Origin of the sequence: Pseudovibrio sp. W64 (assembly GCF_001623145.1) — a bacterium.
In the GTDB taxonomy this organism is placed as follows: domain Bacteria; phylum Pseudomonadota; class Alphaproteobacteria; order Rhizobiales; family Stappiaceae; genus Pseudovibrio.
The window spans coordinates 265588-283423 of the sequence record NZ_LMCI01000038.1 but is presented as its reverse complement, the minus strand read 5'-3'; the positions used below and the strand labels follow the sequence as shown (position 1 = coordinate 283423).

The 17836-nt window shown below is 50.5% G+C and carries 16 protein-coding genes; 5 read left to right on the top strand and 11 right to left on the bottom strand.

All coding sequences use genetic code 11. The features are described 5' to 3' along the window. Both PsW64_RS27800 and PsW64_RS17825 read left to right on the top strand, forming a co-directional pair. On the top strand, positions 1 to 188 hold a 188-nt coding region (locus tag PsW64_RS27800; RefSeq protein WP_206599564.1), incomplete at its 5' end, for a hypothetical protein. Positions 189 to 793: 605 nt separating this feature from the next. Continuing rightward, positions 794 to 2164, top strand: a complete 1371-nt coding sequence (locus tag PsW64_RS17825) for a tyrosine-type recombinase/integrase (RefSeq protein WP_082831149.1) — start codon at positions 794 to 796, stop codon at positions 2162 to 2164. On the opposite strand, the gene PsW64_RS17820 is transcribed toward PsW64_RS17825, so the two are convergent. Continuing rightward, positions 2064 to 2681 carry a hypothetical protein gene (locus PsW64_RS17820; protein WP_063304436.1) on the bottom strand — a complete coding sequence of 206 codons (618 nt, stop codon included), beginning with the start codon at positions 2679 to 2681 and terminating at the stop codon, positions 2064 to 2066. The genes PsW64_RS17825 and PsW64_RS17820 overlap by 101 nt on opposite strands. Before the next feature lie 375 nt (positions 2682 to 3056). Here PsW64_RS17820 and PsW64_RS17815 point away from each other — a divergent pair, with 375 nt between their 5' ends. Further along, positions 3057 to 3422, top strand: coding sequence for a hypothetical protein (locus tag PsW64_RS17815; protein ID WP_063304435.1), 366 nt, complete (start codon positions 3057 to 3059; stop codon positions 3420 to 3422). 294 nt (positions 3423 to 3716) lie between these two features. Here PsW64_RS17815 and PsW64_RS17810 read toward each other — a convergent pair whose 3' ends face one another. Genes PsW64_RS17810 through iolD form a run of 4 tightly spaced genes read right to left on the bottom strand, consistent with a single transcriptional unit; the run spans position 3717 to position 8290 of the window. Further along, complete coding sequence (locus PsW64_RS17810) at positions 3717 to 4547, bottom strand: class II fructose-bisphosphate aldolase (RefSeq protein WP_063304434.1); 831 nt, start codon at positions 4545 to 4547, stop codon at positions 3717 to 3719. 10 nt (positions 4548 to 4557) lie between these two features. Continuing rightward, the gene (locus tag PsW64_RS17805; RefSeq protein ID WP_063304433.1) at positions 4558 to 5400 is read right to left on the bottom strand and encodes a 5-deoxy-glucuronate isomerase; all 843 of its coding nucleotides are present in this window, start codon (positions 5398 to 5400) and stop codon (positions 4558 to 4560) included. A gap of 2 nt (positions 5401 to 5402) precedes the next feature. Continuing rightward, positions 5403 to 6407, bottom strand: coding sequence for a 5-dehydro-2-deoxygluconokinase (gene iolC / locus PsW64_RS17800; RefSeq protein ID WP_063304432.1), 1005 nt, complete (start codon positions 6405 to 6407; stop codon positions 5403 to 5405). Next, entirely contained in the window at positions 6407 to 8290 is a 1884-nt protein-coding gene (iolD, locus tag PsW64_RS17795; RefSeq protein WP_193757818.1) for a 3D-(3,5/4)-trihydroxycyclohexane-1,2-dione acylhydrolase (decyclizing), read from the bottom strand. The genes iolC and iolD overlap by 1 nt, the downstream gene beginning before the upstream one ends. A 587-nt stretch (positions 8291 to 8877) precedes the next feature. Between iolD and PsW64_RS17790 the strand changes: the two genes are divergently transcribed. Both PsW64_RS17790 and PsW64_RS17785 read left to right on the top strand, forming a co-directional pair. Then, complete coding sequence (locus PsW64_RS17790; RefSeq protein ID WP_063288945.1) at positions 8878 to 9771, top strand: sugar phosphate isomerase/epimerase family protein; 894 nt, start codon at positions 8878 to 8880, stop codon at positions 9769 to 9771. A gap of 9 nt (positions 9772 to 9780) precedes the next feature. Next, entirely contained in the window at positions 9781 to 10938 is a 1158-nt protein-coding gene (locus tag PsW64_RS17785) for a Gfo/Idh/MocA family protein (protein WP_063288946.1), read from the top strand. 69 nt (positions 10939 to 11007) lie between these two features. Here the strand turns inward: PsW64_RS17785 and PsW64_RS17780 are convergent, their stop codons facing one another. The 6 genes from PsW64_RS17780 to PsW64_RS17755 all read right to left on the bottom strand — a co-directional run bounded on the left by PsW64_RS17780 (position 11008) and on the right by PsW64_RS17755 (position 17799). Then, positions 11008 to 12009, bottom strand: a complete 1002-nt coding sequence (locus tag PsW64_RS17780; RefSeq protein WP_063304431.1) for a LacI family DNA-binding transcriptional regulator — start codon at positions 12007 to 12009, stop codon at positions 11008 to 11010. Between the two features lie 157 nt (positions 12010 to 12166). Next, a complete protein-coding gene (locus PsW64_RS17775) occupies positions 12167 to 13189 on the bottom strand; it encodes an ABC transporter permease (RefSeq protein WP_431009875.1) in 1023 nt (340 codons plus the stop codon). A 13-nt stretch (positions 13190 to 13202) separates the two neighbouring features. Then, positions 13203 to 14186 carry an ABC transporter permease gene (locus tag PsW64_RS17770; protein ID WP_063304430.1) on the bottom strand — a complete coding sequence of 328 codons (984 nt, stop codon included), beginning with the start codon at positions 14184 to 14186 and terminating at the stop codon, positions 13203 to 13205. 14 nt (positions 14187 to 14200) lie between these two features. After that, entirely contained in the window at positions 14201 to 14983 is a 783-nt protein-coding gene (locus PsW64_RS17765; RefSeq protein ID WP_063304429.1) for an ATP-binding cassette domain-containing protein, read from the bottom strand. Positions 14984 to 15106: 123 nt separating this feature from the next. After that, on the bottom strand, positions 15107 to 16036 hold the full coding sequence (locus PsW64_RS17760) for a substrate-binding domain-containing protein (protein WP_063304428.1): 930 nt from the start codon (positions 16034 to 16036) through the stop codon (positions 15107 to 15109). A gap of 587 nt (positions 16037 to 16623) precedes the next feature. Then, a complete protein-coding gene (locus PsW64_RS17755) occupies positions 16624 to 17799 on the bottom strand; it encodes a phytanoyl-CoA dioxygenase family protein (protein ID WP_063304427.1) in 1176 nt (391 codons plus the stop codon). Positions 17800 to 17836: the final 37 nt, after the last annotated feature.

Below are 17836 nucleotides of genomic sequence, written 5' to 3'. Positions count from 1 at the left end.
ATGAGAATGGGCCACAGCCCCAGACCCCAGTCTGCGACAGCGTACCAACACAACAGCAACTTGCATGCCAGAGTGCGAAAGCAGAAGAAATGAACACACCAGTACAGCCCCATACTATTGAAATAACAAGAGAAATTAATTTTAGAACACGCACAAAGCTGCCTTGCGGCGCAGCGCTGCAAATTTAGTGCCGCTACGTAAACTTGAGCCACTTCTGGCCCGGAAAGTAAACAAGACGCCAAAAGGCGGCTATATTATTGAAAAATATGGGAAATCAGCGGGCCATTTTCGGCCCAGTCTGGGCTGCTTTTGGCTTACCCCTGAAATATAAGGGAAAATCGGAATAAGAACTCAAAGACAAAGTCCTTTTTGAGCTGAATTTGGGGGCTTCAGGCCTCAAATGACCTCCAAAACAGTTCCTCTTAGGGGAGCTTATAGTGACCTTTGACAGCGAAGAATTGCTTTCAGATGAATACTGCTCAGGAATAATGCCTGATATGCAAACTGGCTGAAGCTGGCAGCTCAGCCTATCGCCGCTCATCTTCCAGTTCTTTCGCAGGGGTGATTTATCTCCTGATTTGGCGTCCTGCGCGCACCCCTTCTATTTTTCACTGCCTTTGAACGCCTTTCATTGCCTTTGAGCGCCTATGAACGCCTATGAACGCCTATACGCCCAAGATCTGCTCCAATTAGACTTCCCTGCAAGCGTGAGCACGCCATAAGCAAAGACTTAGATCTTGCAAGAGCTGGCACACTACGCATTACTTGGATGTTATGTGAGGGGGAGTAGATTGTGCCAAGTCGTCAGCGCCTTACAGAAAAGATTGCTCGCACAGCAAAGCCCACGGTTCGGCAATACCAGCTGTTTGACAGCGTGGTCGCCGGCTTTGCACTGGTGATCTACAAGTCCGGCACCAAGGCGTTTAACGTGTCCTACCGCGTCAATGGCCGCCAGCGTCGCTACACCATCGGCCAATGGCCGGCCTGGAGTGTAGTCGCAGCACGAGAGCGAGCCAAAACCATCCGCCGGGAGATTGAGCTTGATTACGACCCGTTGGGCAACCGGGAAGCAAAACGTGTTGTGCCGCGCGTAAGCGATCTTATTGAGCGTTATATCGATGAGCACCTACCCAAACTTGCCGCCCGCAATCAGGCAGACCAGATTTCCATGCTGAGTAAATTGGTGCTGCCGCAGTGGAAGAACCTTCTGGTGCGCGAGATTTCACCTGCGGATGTCAACAAGCTGCTCAGCAACGTGGCCGCTGGGCGACATCGTCCCGCAAAGAAACTCAAACGCCGAAGCAAACCAAAATCCACACCGATCCGCGCCAATCGTCTCGGCGAGATCTTGCGCAAGATGTTCAATCTGTCAGCTCAGTGGAAGATGCCTCCTGATAACCCAGCGCAAGGGTTCCACAAAAGGCTAGAGAATGCCCGCGAGCGGTTCTTGTCACTTGATGAGATCAACCGTCTGTCTGATGCGCTCGAGAATTGCAAAGACAAACGCGGGGCTGATGTGATCCGCCTCTGCCTTCTCACAGGCTCACGTCTGGGCGAAGTAAGATTTGCCCGCTTTGAGCAGTTCAACCTCGAACTCCTGACCTGGTTCAAGCCAGCAACCAATACCAAACAGAAGCGTATCCACCGCCTGCCTATATCACCTGAGGTCGCTGACCTGGTGAGGAGACGCCAGTCCGTTGTCTCCGAAAACTGCCCCTGGCTGTTTCCAGGAGACGTTTCCGGGCAACCAGTTCATGAAATGCGCCGGTATTGGCAAGGCATCTTGAAGCAAGCAGAAATCTCCGATGTCCGCATTCATGATCTGCGCCACACTTTTGCATCTCTTCTGGTGTCTGGAGGCGCTTCACTTGAAGTAATCGGCAGGCTCTTAGGCCATACTCAGATGAGTACAACCCAGCGCTATGCTCATCTGATGGAATCTCCATTACGTGAAAGCGTTAATGCAGTTGCAGGTTATGTGACCGCCAAGCCACGCCGACACACGCAGCAAATTATCCCACCTACTCCAACCTCACCTGTCTTTTCTGCACTACCCATGACTGCTAGTTCTCCCGTGCCGTTTTCAGGGCCTGCCAAAGAGGCTGAATACGGCGGCGGATGGTACTCATATCAGGCGCCTCTCCGGCTGGAGAGGCCTCAATAAACCAGTCCTGCATCGCACTGGCGAGCTCATTCAAAGTATTTGGAACACCTTGTGTAAACAGATGGACACACAGCGGTGCCCACATCCCTTCCCAGTCATATTTAGGCTCACGCCCACCCCGATCACCGCTTTGACCACCACGCTGACCAAGGCCATGCTTTTCTTCAAAGCGATAAAGATCAGTCGCTGGAATCCATAGCTCATTGGGGTGCACGGCCAGGCCTTGCCTTGGGCAGGTGACATAAAGCAGTTCAGCACCTTTCTTGCGCAAAGGGATCACGCGGTGCACAAGGCAGGCGCGTGCAGGCACTCCCGCTGTTCCCAGCATTTTGAACAGGTCCGATCCGCACAGCTCGACCATCCCACACACTTTTTGTGCCCCGCACACAACCAATGGCGTGCTGGTGACAAGGCGAAACCGCCCCGCCTCAGCCCAGCCTGCAATGGTGGCAAGAGGAACGCCCCAACGCGCCTCGGCTTCAAAAACTGTGAAATACTCTTTTGATGGCAGCGTCATTGGTATCCCTCCCCTGTGGCATCCAGCTTCTATTGGGCCTCATCAAAGAACACATCACCGCATGTAGTTCGCATTCAGCCTGCCGTTTAGGTCAGGCAATTTCCAGAAAAACTTAAGACCTTTACCGGCTTACAACAGGCCAGTTTCTCAAATCAGCACGTCCAGCAGAGTTGATTTGACCAGAATATCAACTGTTTGAAATACTGAAGGTTTTTGCTGCAACTCGAATTCTAAAATTGACCATTGATATCTATGGGATATTCCAAATCTTCATGAACTCACAGGGGCAGTTGCGACCCTTGGTTTGAGGCCTCCGACGCATCGAGGGAGTAGCCTCAGGAAACGGTTCGATTGTCCTCAATAGGCGTTGCCTTAATGTTTGAACGCCTATACGCTCATTTGCTCTCCATGCTTAGCTTTTCCGCAAACCGTTTGAGCCCGAGCGGTTTTGCTTTGGAGGAGCACATGGAAGACAACATCCCTACCCCGGAACTTGAACCTGAACAGACACAACCCAAAGCCATACTTGATGGTTGGATGACACGCGCCGAGCTTGCCAAAGAGCTCGGCGTTTGTGTTGATACGCTGGGCCGCTGGCAGACCATGCGCATTGCGAGTGTCCCCTGCGCCGACGGATCGCTAAACACGCGACTAGTAAAATGGCAACGCAGTTGCGGGGGTCTTGTTAGCCAACCATCTGGAAGCCTTGCATGGATCATTGTTATGATCTGCATCGCGTAATTGGGAAGTGCTTTCATGTAGAACGAAAGTGGTGTCTGCGGAATCTTCAAGGAGTGCATCTCGCACTTGAAAGCCATGACCTCGCATATTTGAAGCTCAAAACATTGGAGTGAATTGCCAAGATTATGTGACGAAACGCAAACCTTAAAATGAGGTACTGCTTGTCGCCCCCTATGGAGAAGTGCAGATCTCTATATTGGCGCAGCTGTTTATGCACCACTTTCCCTTTCATTCACTCTGAAAGAGCAAGCTAATCACCCTCTCAAGAGCCTATCTGCTCGAGACCGAGACATGCTATGCCATACTTATATCCAGCATGACTTTCTTAGCTGCCTGTTTGACGCTTTCTTCTGCTTGCGTCAGGAGTTTTATCCGGTCAAAAATCTGTGCGTCCTCATTCAGAGTTTTCCGAAGCGATTGCCCAAAGGCCATGCGAACTTCGGTACCAATATTGAACTTGCAGATCTTTGTTTCTTTTGCCAGTTTCTGCCTGACTTTTGCAGGAATCCCAGAGCCTCCGTGTAGCACGAGCGGAATGTTGGTGACGTTTTCAATGGCATGGACCAGATCGAAATCGATCATTGCTGCTTTTTCTTGTTGCAAGTGCACATTACCGACAGAGATTGCGAGCGCGTCGGCATTACTTTCCTTCGCAAACTGCGCGGCTTCTTCTGGTTTCGTACCTGAGGACACAGCACCCTCAGCGTAGCCAACAAAGCCGACTTCTCCTTCCAGAGAGACACCATGTGGCTTAGCGTTTGCAGCGATGGACTGCATCAGGCGGATGTTTTCCTCAAGAGGAAGCTTGGAGCCATCAAACATGACGGAAGTAAAGCCAAGGTCTATTGCTTTCAGGCAATCCTCTACTTCGTAGCCGTGGTCAAGATGAGCAACCACTGGAACAGAGGCTGTCTCAGCTAGAACTCTAAACATTGGCGCCAGAACTTCCAATGGAGTATGGGCGCGACATCCAGGACCTGCCTGCAGAATGACCGGGCAGCCGATCTCTTCGGCAGCCTCCACAAATGCACGTGCATCTTCCCAACCTAAGACAACAAAGCCAGCAACGGCTGTCCCATTGCTCATGGCTGGTACTAAAACGTCTTTAAGGTTTGCAATAGGCATTACTGTATCACTACTTAAACTTGGCAATCATATCTTTGATTCCGGGGATCGTTTCGACCTGATATGCGTGTGTTGGCTGAAAATGCTGCACCAGTGAGCGTTGGCTGAGGCCACCGAGAATTGTGAAGTAATACATTTCGTAGCCCGGTGCAGCGACACAGGGGTGGTAGCCCCTGTCAATAACGAGAGTTGATCCATCTACGATATGATAGGCTTCTCCGACTTTCCCATCTTCTTTCTGAAGCAACTGCATTCCAAACCCATGCTCTGGCCGGAAGCGGAAGTTGTAGGTTTCGTCATGCCGTGTTTCATGGGGTAAATTGTCAGTATCATGCTTGTGAGAAGGAAAACCTGACCACCCTCCCTGCCCCACAGTAAACAATTCGGAGACCAAGAGACGGCCAACCTTGTCGTGATATTTAGTTCCAATTATATGTTTGATTTTGCGATGTGTTTTCGTGTCATCTGAGCCGTACTGAACAACATCCAGTTCGGATGATCTTACAGCAAACGGCATCAGAACACCGTCATACCGCGCACCAGCGATAAACACTTCGGCCGCATCACTCACACAAGTCATTGTTGTTTTCGCTCCTGTCGGGATATAGACCCCTTCAGGCTCACCATCCCAAACATCTACACCGCGACCACCTATGCCGTCCCAGTTCAGCCCTTCGCATTCAACGTTCACCGAGCCGGTTGCAGGTACGATGCAGGTTTCATAACCGGGGACCTGATAGTGGAACGCTTCCCCTTTTTTCAGTTTTACGATGTTGAAGTAGTTTAACGGGACGCGGGTATCATCAACGTCTACGATGGGTTTATTCTGATTATTATATGGAGGGATATGCATGCTTAGTCCTTCGTCGAACTCAATGTTTCTTCCATGGAAATGCTGTGTTGCTTCAAAAACCTGACCAGTTCTTTTTCATCGGGCATTGCTGTTGCACAGCCAACCTTTGAAACCACAATTGCTGCGCAGGCAGACCCACGAATAACGCTCTGCTGCAAGGTTTTTCCATTTGAAAGTGAGGATAGGAAACCACCTAGAAATGCATCTCCAGCACCGGTCGGCTTCATTGCAGAAGCAGTGAATATGCCGGTCTGAAATGACTCATTTACAGTGTAAGTGGTCGAGCCTTTTGAGCCCATTTTGTAAATACAGATACAGTCAGATCTGTTTGCAAGTTCGTGGGCAAACATTGGGCCATTAGCTATGTTCCCAGCCATAAAGCCGAACTCCTCGTCATTACCTACGATGACATCACAGAGTGAGCTCATGCGTTTATATGTACCTGTGGCTTCCTGTGCAGATGCCCAACTGTAAGGGCGGTAATCGATATCAAAAATCGAAACCAATCCCTCAGCTTTTGCTTTCTCCAAGGCGTAGAAAGTCGCTGTGCGAGACGGCTCGGAGGCCAGCAAAGTTCCTGTGGTGACAATTGCATCAAACTGAGAGAAATCAACAGCGTCGACATCGGCTTCGCTCATCATAAAATCAGCTGCACCATTTCGGTAAATGGTCGTCTGATGGTCGAGCAAACGTGCTTCCGAGAGTGCAAGGCTGTTTCTGTACTCTCCACCAATTGGGGTGACGTACTTGTGGTCTATTCCGTACCGCTCCAATTGATTGACGCAGTAACGTCCGATTGCATCGTCAGAAACACGGGTCAGCAACGAGACGTGACACTCTTGCCGGCGCAGGGCGACTGCAATGTTTGCAGCTGATCCGCCCAGATGGACAGACATGGTTTGCGCATCTTCAATTGATGTGCCTGCAGGTTCCGGCGTGAGGTCCATGCCTGCACGCCCGACAACCAGATATCTTTTTCCCTGCAACTGTTGCAAAAGTCTGTTCATTACACACCCACGCGCTGGTTTATACGACCAGCTTCCCATTCTTCATGTGCGGTGCGTACGTTCTGACTGTTAGAAACTTCAGGCAGTCCAACTTCCCACCATGCATGACCTTCCTGTGTCCATCCTTCATAAGGATCGACCTGAATAGAAATGATCGTGGTTTGGTCTGCAGCCTTTGCGCGCTTGAACGCTTCACGCAGCTCTTCAATCGTCTCTACGGTTTCTGCCAGTGCACCCTGAGCTCTTGAGTGCGCAGCAAAATCCACGGCAACAGGGTTTGTAATTGTTGGTGAATCTTTGATCAGGTTGTTGAAAGAAGTGTTGCCGGTGTTGTTTTGCAGTTTGTTGATCACGGCGAAGCCACCATTGTCGCAAACCATGACAATGAGCTTCTTTTCGGTCAGGACGGAGGAATAGATATCCGAGTTCATGAGCAGGTAGGAACCGTCACCTGTAAACACGATGGTATCCTGATCTGTCTCTTTCTCGGATTGAGCAATACGTGCCCCCCAACCACCAGCAATCTCGTAGCCCATGCATGAGAAACCGAATTCGACATCAACCGAGCCGATGGCTTTGGTTTGCCAGTTAGCGGTAACTTCGGCAGGTAGGCCGCCTGCAGCTGCAACAACCCTGTCATTGGTGTCACACAGGTCGTTTACGGCACCGATAACCTGCGCATAGCTGTTGGGTCCATTTGCGGGGTCAACATTGTGCTTCACATAGGAAAGCCAATCTGCTTTCTCCTGTTGCGCAAATGCGATCCACGTCTCTGGAGCCTTGTATTGCTTTAAGGATGCAATAAGCGCAGACAATCCTAGTTTTGCATCTCCCACGACAGGGAGTGAACGATGCTTGCTTGCATCATGACGAGCGGCATTCAGGGAAACAAACCGAGCATCTTTTCTGAAAGCGGTCCATGACCCTGTAGTAAAGTCCTGTAAACGTGTTCCAACAGCAATAACCACGTCAGCATCAGCAGCAATAGCATTTGCCGAGTTTGAGCCTGTTACGCCGATTGGTCCGCAATTCAGCTGGTGATCAGACAGCAGGTTTGCACGGCCCGCTATTGTTTCTGTAACCGGAATTTGTGTCTGCTCAGCAAACGCAAGCAACTCCTGCGTTGCGCCAGAATATTGCACGCCACCGCCTGCTATGATCACAGGCTTTTCGGCGGATTTAATCAGTGCAATCGCGTCATCAAGCTCCAGCTCATCAGTTGTCTGCCGACGGATGCGGTGAACTTTTTTCTCGAAGAAAGCAACAGGGTAGTCATAGGCCCAACCTTGCACATCCTGCGGCAGTCCCAGGAACGCTGGACCGCAATCTGCCGGGTCAAGCATGGTCGCTATCGCAGCAGGCAACGACTGAATGATCTGTGCTGGATGTGTAATACGGTCCCAGTAACGGGAGACTGCGCGGAAGGCATCATTCACTGATGCAGTCGGATTACCATAATGCTCCACCTGTTGCAGCACTGGGTCCGGCAATCTTGAGATGAACGCATCGCCACATAACAGTAGCATTGGAAGCCTGTTCGTGTGTGCTAACGCAGCTGATGTGACAAGGTTTGTTGTGCCTGGTCCTGCTGAAGCCGTGCAGAACATGAATCTCTTACGTAAATGATATTTGGCATAGGCTGCAGCGGCAAAGCCCATGCCTTGTTCATTCTGACCTCGATAAAGCGGAAGTGTATCGCGATGCTCATATAGTGCCTCGCCCAAGCATGACACATTGCCGTGACCAAAAATTCCGAACCCACCTCCGCAGAGCAGCACTTCGTCACCGTCAATACTTATGTACTGGTTTGCAAGATACCGGATGATCGCCTGCGCCATAGTCAAACGGATTGTGCCAGTGGTGATTTCACTTTTTGTGGTCATGGTGTCCCTATTTCCTTCCGCCTGCAATTGTCGCCTTGTTCCGCCACAATTCGCGGTCCCATCAACTCGTCTATTGACGCCGTGGTAATTTTGAAGGATACCTATTTTGCAACCGGTTGCAACAAATCTTTTCTGGGAGATGTATTTTGACCCAACTGGAACTGCGCTGATGAGAGGTAACTACAGGTGAGAGATCTATGAGATTGCGCTGAACTATCCGCATCTTTCTCGCGATCAGATCTTAGGATTGCTCGGAGGGGTTACACCTACCTGTTCGCAGTAAGAGGGGCAAAAATAGCGTTTATATCGAGTGTAGAATGATTTTTTTGCCCGTTCATATGTGAACACGTCGTTTGCGTGACTTCATGTTCTCCAGAGGTTCGGGCTTAAAGAAAGGCTGCAGGTTTTCAGATGAGAGGGCCTTACGTTCGATATAGTTTCAGTCTGGTCAATGCTGTGGCAAATCATATTGAAACCGCTTTCAATTTTCCATACCCCTCCTCCGGCCTGAACATAAGTCCGCCACAGCAGCATGATGGCACCAGTAGATTAGCAACATCGCTCTAAGTACAACAAAGGGATGAAACGTGGGAATTAGAATTGGTAATGCGCCCTGCTCATGGGGGGTAGAGTTCGCAGATGATGCACGTAACCCGAGCTGGGAAAGCGTTCTCGATCAATGTGCCGCCGCGGGCTACAAGGGCATCGAACTTGGGCCGATTGGTTATATGCCAGAGGACCCGGCAGTGCTGAAGGATGCGCTTGTGAAGCGGGATCTGGAACTGGTTGGGGGTGTCGTTTTCCGGCCATTTCATGATCCGAAAGCATGGGAGGATGTTTGGGATGGCGCGAAGCGGACCTGCGAAGCCCTGAAGGCTCATGGTGCCGAGCATTTGGTGCTGATTGACTCAATTTCACCACGGAGGGCACCAACTGCCGGACGTGCGAGTGAAGCCGAGCAAATGGATCTGCAGGAGTGGACTGCATTCAAAGAGCGTATCATGACAGTTGCGCGTATGGGGGCCGAAGAATACGGCCTTACAGTCGGCATCCACGCGCATGCCGCAGGCTTTATGGACTTTGAGAGTGAGTTAGAGCGCCTCATAGCTGAAACCGATCCCGAGTTACTAAAAATCTGTTTAGATACTGGCCACTCGACATATGCTGGCTTTGATCCGGTTGCATTCATGGACCGCCATATGGGCCGCATTTCTTACATGCACTTCAAAGATACATCGGCACCGGTAAAGGCAGAGGTTATAACCAACAGGATTGGTTTTTACGACGCATGCGCTCAAGGGATTTTCTGTAACCTTGGTGAGGGAGAAGTGAATTTCCCAGCAGTGCTTGAAAAACTGCGCCAGGCAGGCTTCGAAGGTTGGTGTACGGTTGAACAAGACTGCGATCCACAAGGTGACACATCTCCGATCGATGATGCTAAACACAATCGTAACTACCTGGAATCCATTGGCTTTCACTGAGGAAACATCATGACTAAATTAAACTGGGGTCTGATTGGAGGCGGCGAAGGAAGCCAGATTGGTCCTGCGCACCGTCTAGGTGCATCCGTTGACGGATTGTTTCAGCTGGCTGCGGGCGCTCTGGATGCAGATGCAGCAAAAGGGCGCATGTTTGCTCAGTCGCTGGGTATTGCAGAAGACCGGGCTTATGGTGATTGGCAGGAAATGCTGGCCGCTGAAAAAACGCGCAGTGACAAAGTTGATCTTGTTACTATTGCAACACCAAACGCAACACACTTCGAGATCACCAAGGCCTTCCTCGAAGGTGGTTTTCACGTGCTTTGTGAAAAGCCGATGACCATGACTGTCAAAGAAGGCGAAGAGATCGTAAAGATCAGTCGTCAGACTGGCAAAAAGTGCGCGGTAAACTTTGGCTATTCAGGATTTTCTTTGGTTCGCCAGATGAGAGAAATGATTGCCGCAGGTGAACTGGGCGAAGTCCGCCTTGTAAAAGCAGAGTTCGCGCATGGTTTCCACGCCGACGCAGCTGATGCCGATAATCCACGCGTTCGCTGGCGCTACGATCCTGCTGCTGCTGGCGTTTCTGCCGTGTTAGCTGATGCAGGTATCCACGCGTTGCATATGGCCTGCTTTGTAACCGGACAGGAAGTATCGACTGTCTCAGCTGACTTTGCATCGACTATTGCCACCCGCGAACTGGAAGATGACGCAATGATCAACTTCCGAATGGATGGTGGTGCAGTTGGGCGGCTCTGGACATCAGCAGTTGCCGTGGGGCGTATGCATGGCCTGAGCTTGCAAGTGTTTGGTGAAAAAGGTGGGTTGGCCTGGCAACAGGAACACCCCAACCAGTTGTACTACACACCATTGAATGGTCGTACCCAGATCATCGAGCGCGGCGCTGGTGACCTGTATGATGCAGCCCAAAACGCATCGCGCGTAACAATTGGCCACTCCGAAGGCATGCCCCTGGCCTTTGCCAACATCTATTGCGACCTAGCAGAGATGATCAACGCGGACAAAGCCAGCGGATCTTCTGAGGGATCAACTTTCCTATTCCCAAGCTGTGAAGATGGTTTGCGGTCTATGGCAAGTGTCTATGCTGCAGTAAAGTCAGCGCATGCAGCTGGTGCATGGCAAGACGCCGTTCCAACCCTACTGAAGTAACACTTTTGAAAAGGGGCCGTATACTTACTGGCCCCTTTTTTTGTAAGCGCCCCTGGTATTTGCCAGCAACTAAGCGGCCTTTTGTAAAAGTGTTCCACGTTCAACCACACGGCATGGAAACATACGTGTTTCAGGAATCCGATCTGGATCTTCCAGGCAGTCAACAAGCAGCTCAACAGAGGATGAAATGATTTGCTGAACAGGCTGATGAATGGTTGTCAGATTGATATTTGCCCAACCTGCCATTTCCATGTTGTTGAAGCCAATAAAGCCTATTTCTTCCGGTACTTTTAGACCAGCGGTCTGCGCGGCACTCAATGCTCCGATAGTAAGCACGTCATCACCACAAAAATAAGCGTTAGCGCGGTCTTTCAGCAAGATGCTCTGCATCGCTTTCCTACCTGCATCATAAGAGTAATCCTCCGCAAAATCGACGGATGATTTTACACTAGGATGCTCAGCGAGAACTCGTTGAAAACCGAAGAGACGATCCTGCGTAGATGACGCATTTTCCGGCCCACCCAAAAATCCGATGTGCTCATACCCTTTAGAGAGCAAGAGCTCCGCAGCCAACTCACCGGCGTAACGGTTATCAATGCCTACGGTGTGCACAGTCGGCGTCGCGTTGCATCTCCCAAAGGAATGCACAACCGGAATTTTTGCATGCCGGAATGATTCAGCAAAATCAGGAGGCAGAGTGGAAGACGCTACAATTACCCCATCAACGCTGTATTGCAGAAGCATATCGAGTGATTTAGCCGGATCAACCTCACCTGAAAGGTTTACGAGAAGAGGCCTGAGCCCTTTTGCCTGCAATGACTGCGTAAACAGATCAAAGACCTGCAGAAAAACAGGGTTATGGAAATTGTTGGAAACCAGACCAATGAGCTTTGTCCGCCGCGTTGTTAAGCTGGAAGCTAAAACATTGGGTCGGTAGCCCAATTCGTGCGCTGCTTTTTCGACTTTTCGGCGAGTTTTTGCGGAAACACTTGCACCTTCCGTAAAGGAGCGTGACACAGCGGAAGCAGAGACTCCTGCACGCAATGCAACATCTTTTAGCGTAACAGCCATCCTCTGCCTTTTCGTTTTTGCGCATCTGGAAGTTATAAATTAATCCGTTCATCAATGATGGCCCAAGTAAAAAAACACAATTAAATTCTGGTGTTATTACTTGGTTATCCCTTCGAAACTGGGAGCAGACCTCCCAGCCTCGAAGTTTTACACATCATCAGGCTGCAACTCGCTTTTGCCGATAAGTATCTGCGACTACGGCGGCAACAATCAGAACACCCTTGACGATATTGATGTAATAAACATCGATGCCCAAGAAGGTGAAACCTGAAGTCAGCGTACCCAGAATGAGCACACCAATGATGGTGCCCATAATGCGACCACGACCGCCGAAGAGAGAGGTTCCACCAATCACAACTGCCGAGATTGCATCCAGTTCCAACATCAGGCCAGTGCCCGATTGAGCGGTCATTGCGCGCGAGGTCTGAACGATGGAGGCGATGCCATAGAGAGCTCCTGCCATGGTGTACACAAGGATTTTGTGCCTTTTGACAGCGATGCCTGCAACACGGGCAGCATCTTCATTTGAGCCGATTGCATAGGTACGGCGCCCATAAACCGTATATTTCAAGAGCACATGGAAGACGCCAGCCACAATCAAGAATGTTACAACGGGCCAGGCTCCGGAACCAAAGATGGCAAAATCCTCAGTCAGGAAGCTCACCTGCTTGCCACTTGTATACCAACGCGCCAAGCCACGCGCTGCGACAAGCATCCCAAGGGTCGCGATAAACGGCGGAATTGCGGTAATGGCAATTACGCTCCCATTGACAAAACCAAGCAGCGCTCCCACAGCAATGCCTGCGAGTACCGGAAAGATGATCGGCAGATCTGTAAGCGCTGGATAGACAGCCCGGGCATACTCTGAACTTTGCGCCAGAGAGGCAGCTACGATACCGGCGAAACCAAGAATGGAGCCACCGGAAAGATCTATGCCTGCCATGATGATAATCTGACCAACGCCAATCGCAAGAATGCCAATGATTGCCATCTGCAGGATCATGATGAACAGACGTTGACCGTTGAAGATGAAAGTTTGCTCAACGACAAACCAGCCCAAAACTTCAAAAATTGCGGCGATTCCGACGAGGACCAGAAGAATACCCGTGTCCTTTGGAAGCCGCTGAAGGAGGGACTTTTGCGTTTCGGCCGAGCCTAATGTTGATGATGAATTAATCAAGATGGCCTCCGAACTATGCCTTACGAGCCTGCCGACGCTGGTCAGCGATAACGGCAGCAACGATGATCATGCCCTTGGCGATTTCCTGATAATAAAAATCGATCCGCAGGAAGGTGAAACCTGATGTGATAACGCCGAGAATGAAGACGCCGATAACGGTCCCCGAAATCTTCCCTTTGCCGCCGAACAATGACGTTCCGCCAATGACAGCTGCGGAGATTGCATCCAACTCGTACATGAAGCCCATGCCAGGCTGGCCCATTGTCGCTCGCGCGCTCATGACGATGCCAGCAAGACCAGCAAGACCACCCGCAATCGCGTACACAAGAACCTTATGGCGGTTCACTTTGATGCCGACTATTCGGGCCGCCTCTTCGTTGGAGCCGATCGCATACGTCCGGCGCCCATAAACCGTGTGCTTCAAAAGAACGTGGAAGAGCAGAGCAACTCCGAGAAAGATCAGGACTGGATTAATGCCTTGCCCAATCGCCGTATATTGCTCGGTCAGACCAAAGATTGGCTGACCTTCTGCATACAGCACGGCAAGCCCGCGGGCTGCAACAAGCATTCCCAATGTAGGAATGAACGGGGGAACTCCGGTATAGGCGGTAATGGCTCCGTTGATACTTCCTGCCAGCAACCCAACCCCGATACCAGCCAACAGAGGAACAATAACGGGTAGGTCTACAATGCCGGGATAGAAGATGGAAAAACCGCCCGACGCTTGCGCAAAGCTCGCTGCCACCATGGCAGAGAGTGCCGCCACAGACCCGCCCGACAAGTCGATGCCAGAGGTAATGATGACCTGCGTTACACCAACAGCAATGATGCCGATGATAGATACCTGAAGAACAATGATAACGAGGCGCTTGGAGTTGGCCAGAAAGCTTTGCCCAATGAAAATCCAGCCAAGGATCTCAAAAAGCGCAGCAATTCCAACCAACACCATCAAAATGCTCGCCTCCTGAGGAAGCTTTCGGATTGCAGTAGTGTTCATCTACGTGCTCCCAATTAAATGTAGCTGGCGTTTTCATGCACGCCAGTTTTCACACCTGTAATGAGGGAGACAATTTCGTTGCCATCCGTTTTGTCTGCGTCTACGACACCAACAATTTCACCGCGCCGGAACACGAAAATTCGGTCTACAAGGTTAAACACCTGACGTAGGTTATGGCTGATCAGGATCAGGGGAATACCTTGCTTCTTTAAGCGACGAATGATGTTCTCGACCTGCGTGGTTTCCTGAACCCCAAGCGCTGCGGTTGGCTCATCCATGATGATGAGTTTGGAGGCAAAGGCTGCCGAGCGTGAGATAGCAACGCACTGGCGCTGACCGCCGGACATGTTACCGATTGCATTGCGCAAATTAGGGATTTTTACAGCAGTCTTCTCAAGCCCCTCTTTGGCTTTCGCCAGCATTTTCTTTTCATTCAGAAAACTGAAAGGCCCGAGATTGAAATAGACTTCTTCACGTCCAAGGAAGATGTTGGCTGGAACATCCAGATCATTGGCGAGTGCCAGATTCTGAAATACAGCCTCAATACCTGCTTCCCGAGCATCGAGAGGACTTTTGAAGCTGACCTCTTTTCCGTCGAAGAACATCTGACCAGAAGAGGGTTGCTCGACGCCAGTGATCTGGCGAACAAAGGTGGACTTCCCTGCCCCGTTATCGCCAACGATTGCGATGTGTTCGCCTTCACGGAGCTCAAAGTCTGCACCTTTCAGAGCTTGCACTCCACCATAGTTTTTGCAAAGACCTTGCGTTCGCAGGACGATCTTTCTCGCATCATTCATTGTTCTTTTCCTCATCAGGGCTGAGATAAAATCGGCCAAACCGACATCACGGCCAATAGAATATGAGTTGCAAAGCGAGCAGCGCTCCGCGCAGATACACGGAGCGCCCTTACTGAAAGCCTGTTATTGGCTCATGTAGGATTTGAGATTGTCCTGAGTGACCAGCTCGAACGGAATATTGATCCAGTTTGGCAGAGCTTCGCCGTTCATGGCTTTCACAGCAGCATCAACAGAGCCAGTTGCCTGCCCCTTCGCATTCTGGAAAACGGTGACATCCAGCCCATTCTTGCCCAAAGAAGCAAGAGCGTCATCTGTTGCATCAACACCAGCAACCAGCACATCATCCATATTCACGCCAGCAGCTTTGAGAGCCTGCACCGCGCCAAGAGCCATCTCGTCGTTGTTGGCAAATACGATATCGAATTCGAGACCAGAGCTGAGCCAGTTCGAAACAACGTTGTTTGCTTCTGTGCGCTGCCATTTGGCTTCCTGTTCCGCAACAAGCTCGATGCCGTTGCACATGGAAAGCTTCAGGACTTCGCGTACGTCTTCAGAGCGGGTAACGGCAGCTTCGTTTGAAAGAATCCCCATCAACATGACCGCCTTACCAGTGCCAGCTGCCTGCTTGCACACTTCAAAAGCTTCCAACGTGCCGGACCAGGTTTCATCAGACCCCACAAAGGCAGCCTTTTCACCCAGCGCATCCAGATCTGCAGGGCGACGATTCACGTAGATCAGCGGAATGTCTGCTGCTTCTGCCATTTTGGTGATTTGAGGGGTCGCTGCCGCACTTACCGGCGCTACGATGATTGCAGCAACATCAGAGGCAATAAAGTTCTGAATTTGGCTCAACTGCATGCCTACATCTTCTCGGGCATCTTCGATCTGAATTGAATGCCCGAGTTCTTCCGCACGACTTTTGGCAGCTTCTCGAAGAGCTGTCTGGAAATTATCATCAAAATTTGGACTTGAAAAACCGATAGTGTCGGCGTTTACGGCTGTTGCCATCATCGTGAACGCAGCGACTGCTGCCAGTAAACCAGTTTGTTTCATAGTTTCCTCCCATTTGCGTTAGCAACCGATTGCAAGATTTAATGAAGCGAATTTGGGAGCTATTTCAACACTAAAACCCAAACAAACACTAATATCACTAAATCTTTTCTGTCGATCACTACGGGATTAAACTAACCCAACAATTACCAATATTGCAACCGCTTGCATTAAATTTACTGTTTTGATGATATGAGGTAGCCGTTCGCGGCTTCAAACAAAGAGATCAACATCAGCTCGGAAGACAGCAAAACAGCCACGATGCGTACATCAAGCAGGCAACACCGTAATTGAATGGCAAGAAAGGACGCTCACACCGATTGGTTGAACGTGCACGTGCGAGAAGACGGCCTGTTTGTTTTTGACCGCCCCAGTTACACTGCATTTGAACCCTCACCATGACATAAGTTCGTGGTGAGGGGTGTTCTGATGATCGCAATCTCAAAGGGTGCCTTGTCGCCACCCAGTTAATCATTGAACAGCCAGATGGGGAGCGAGGCAGTCGTCAATGCGACTAAAACCACCATTCGCCCCCCCAAAAAAAAGCCCTGCCGAACCTTAGATAGCGCTGACTATTATGAAATTGACCTTTAAGGCAGACGGCGGGCACTTTGCTTTTGCAGTTCCTTCGTGAAAACGTCCGCGGCCATCCCTTCATTCAACGCGCGTTTCATTAGCATTTGTTGAGTTTCAGGAGCTAACCCGCCGACTGGTGGGTCCAAATCCAGATTGGTTGGGAACGAGTACCCTTCTCCGCAGGATGCTATTGCCGCGTCAAGATGTTTGCCTGATAGCACCCCTTGCTCAGTCAGATGCTTCAGGGCCGGAAAAACCTTAGAACACATAGCACTACGATCAACACTTTCCATTGCGCGGCCAAACGCAGATGAGACCTGAAGCAAGTTCACCATACGGTGAATATCTGTCGTCGTGTTTACACCAGCTGCATGGAACAATGCAGGATTGAAGAAAACCGCATCTCCCTTTTCGAGTGGAAGCTGCACATAGTTAGCCTCGAAATACTCTCGGAAATCGTCTCGCCTCCACGCCACATAACCTGGCAGGTATTTTTGTGAAAACGGCAGCAACTTTGTAGGTCCGCTTTCAAGGGGCATATCACAGTGAGCAATCGCGCCCTGCAAGGTCATGTAGGGTGACAGGTGATGGACATGAGCCGGATAATCCTCGCAGACCTCGGCAGTCTGAAAGCCCAGATGATAATCTCTGTGTGCTTGCTGCGCTGCCCCTCCCGGATGGACCAGATTGACCTGTGTCGTCATCTGATAATTCGGCCCCAGCCAGCTCTCACAGACCGCGTCAATGAGCGGATTGGCAAAGTAACGAGCAAATACAGATGGATCTGCCAAGCATAGCTTCTGCAGGCTGTTCCAGATACGATCGTTCGCACCAGCAGCTGCAAAATGATCACCGCCATTGCCGGAAGACCTCTCAGCAGAAATAATGCTCTCAAATATCTGCGTAGCTTCGTCTATCGCTGCGATATTTTCTGCAGCTCCCTTAATCACCAGAACACCAGCGCTATTTTGCAAAACACTAGCCCACTCTGACAACAAGCTTCTGTGCTTGGATGTGTCTTCAAGCATATTTCGCAGGTTCGCTGCGCTGTAAATAGGGATATTGCTTTGCACATGGGTGGCGTTGGGAACTGTCTCAGCGGACAGCTCCTGCTCCACGAGTGCCTTGAACTCGTTTAAGTCACAGGCCGATTGCCTGTAAAATCCATCAATTTGTTTGCTACTGACCATCTTAGTCCCTCTCCTTGATGTATCAGGCCTTAAATAA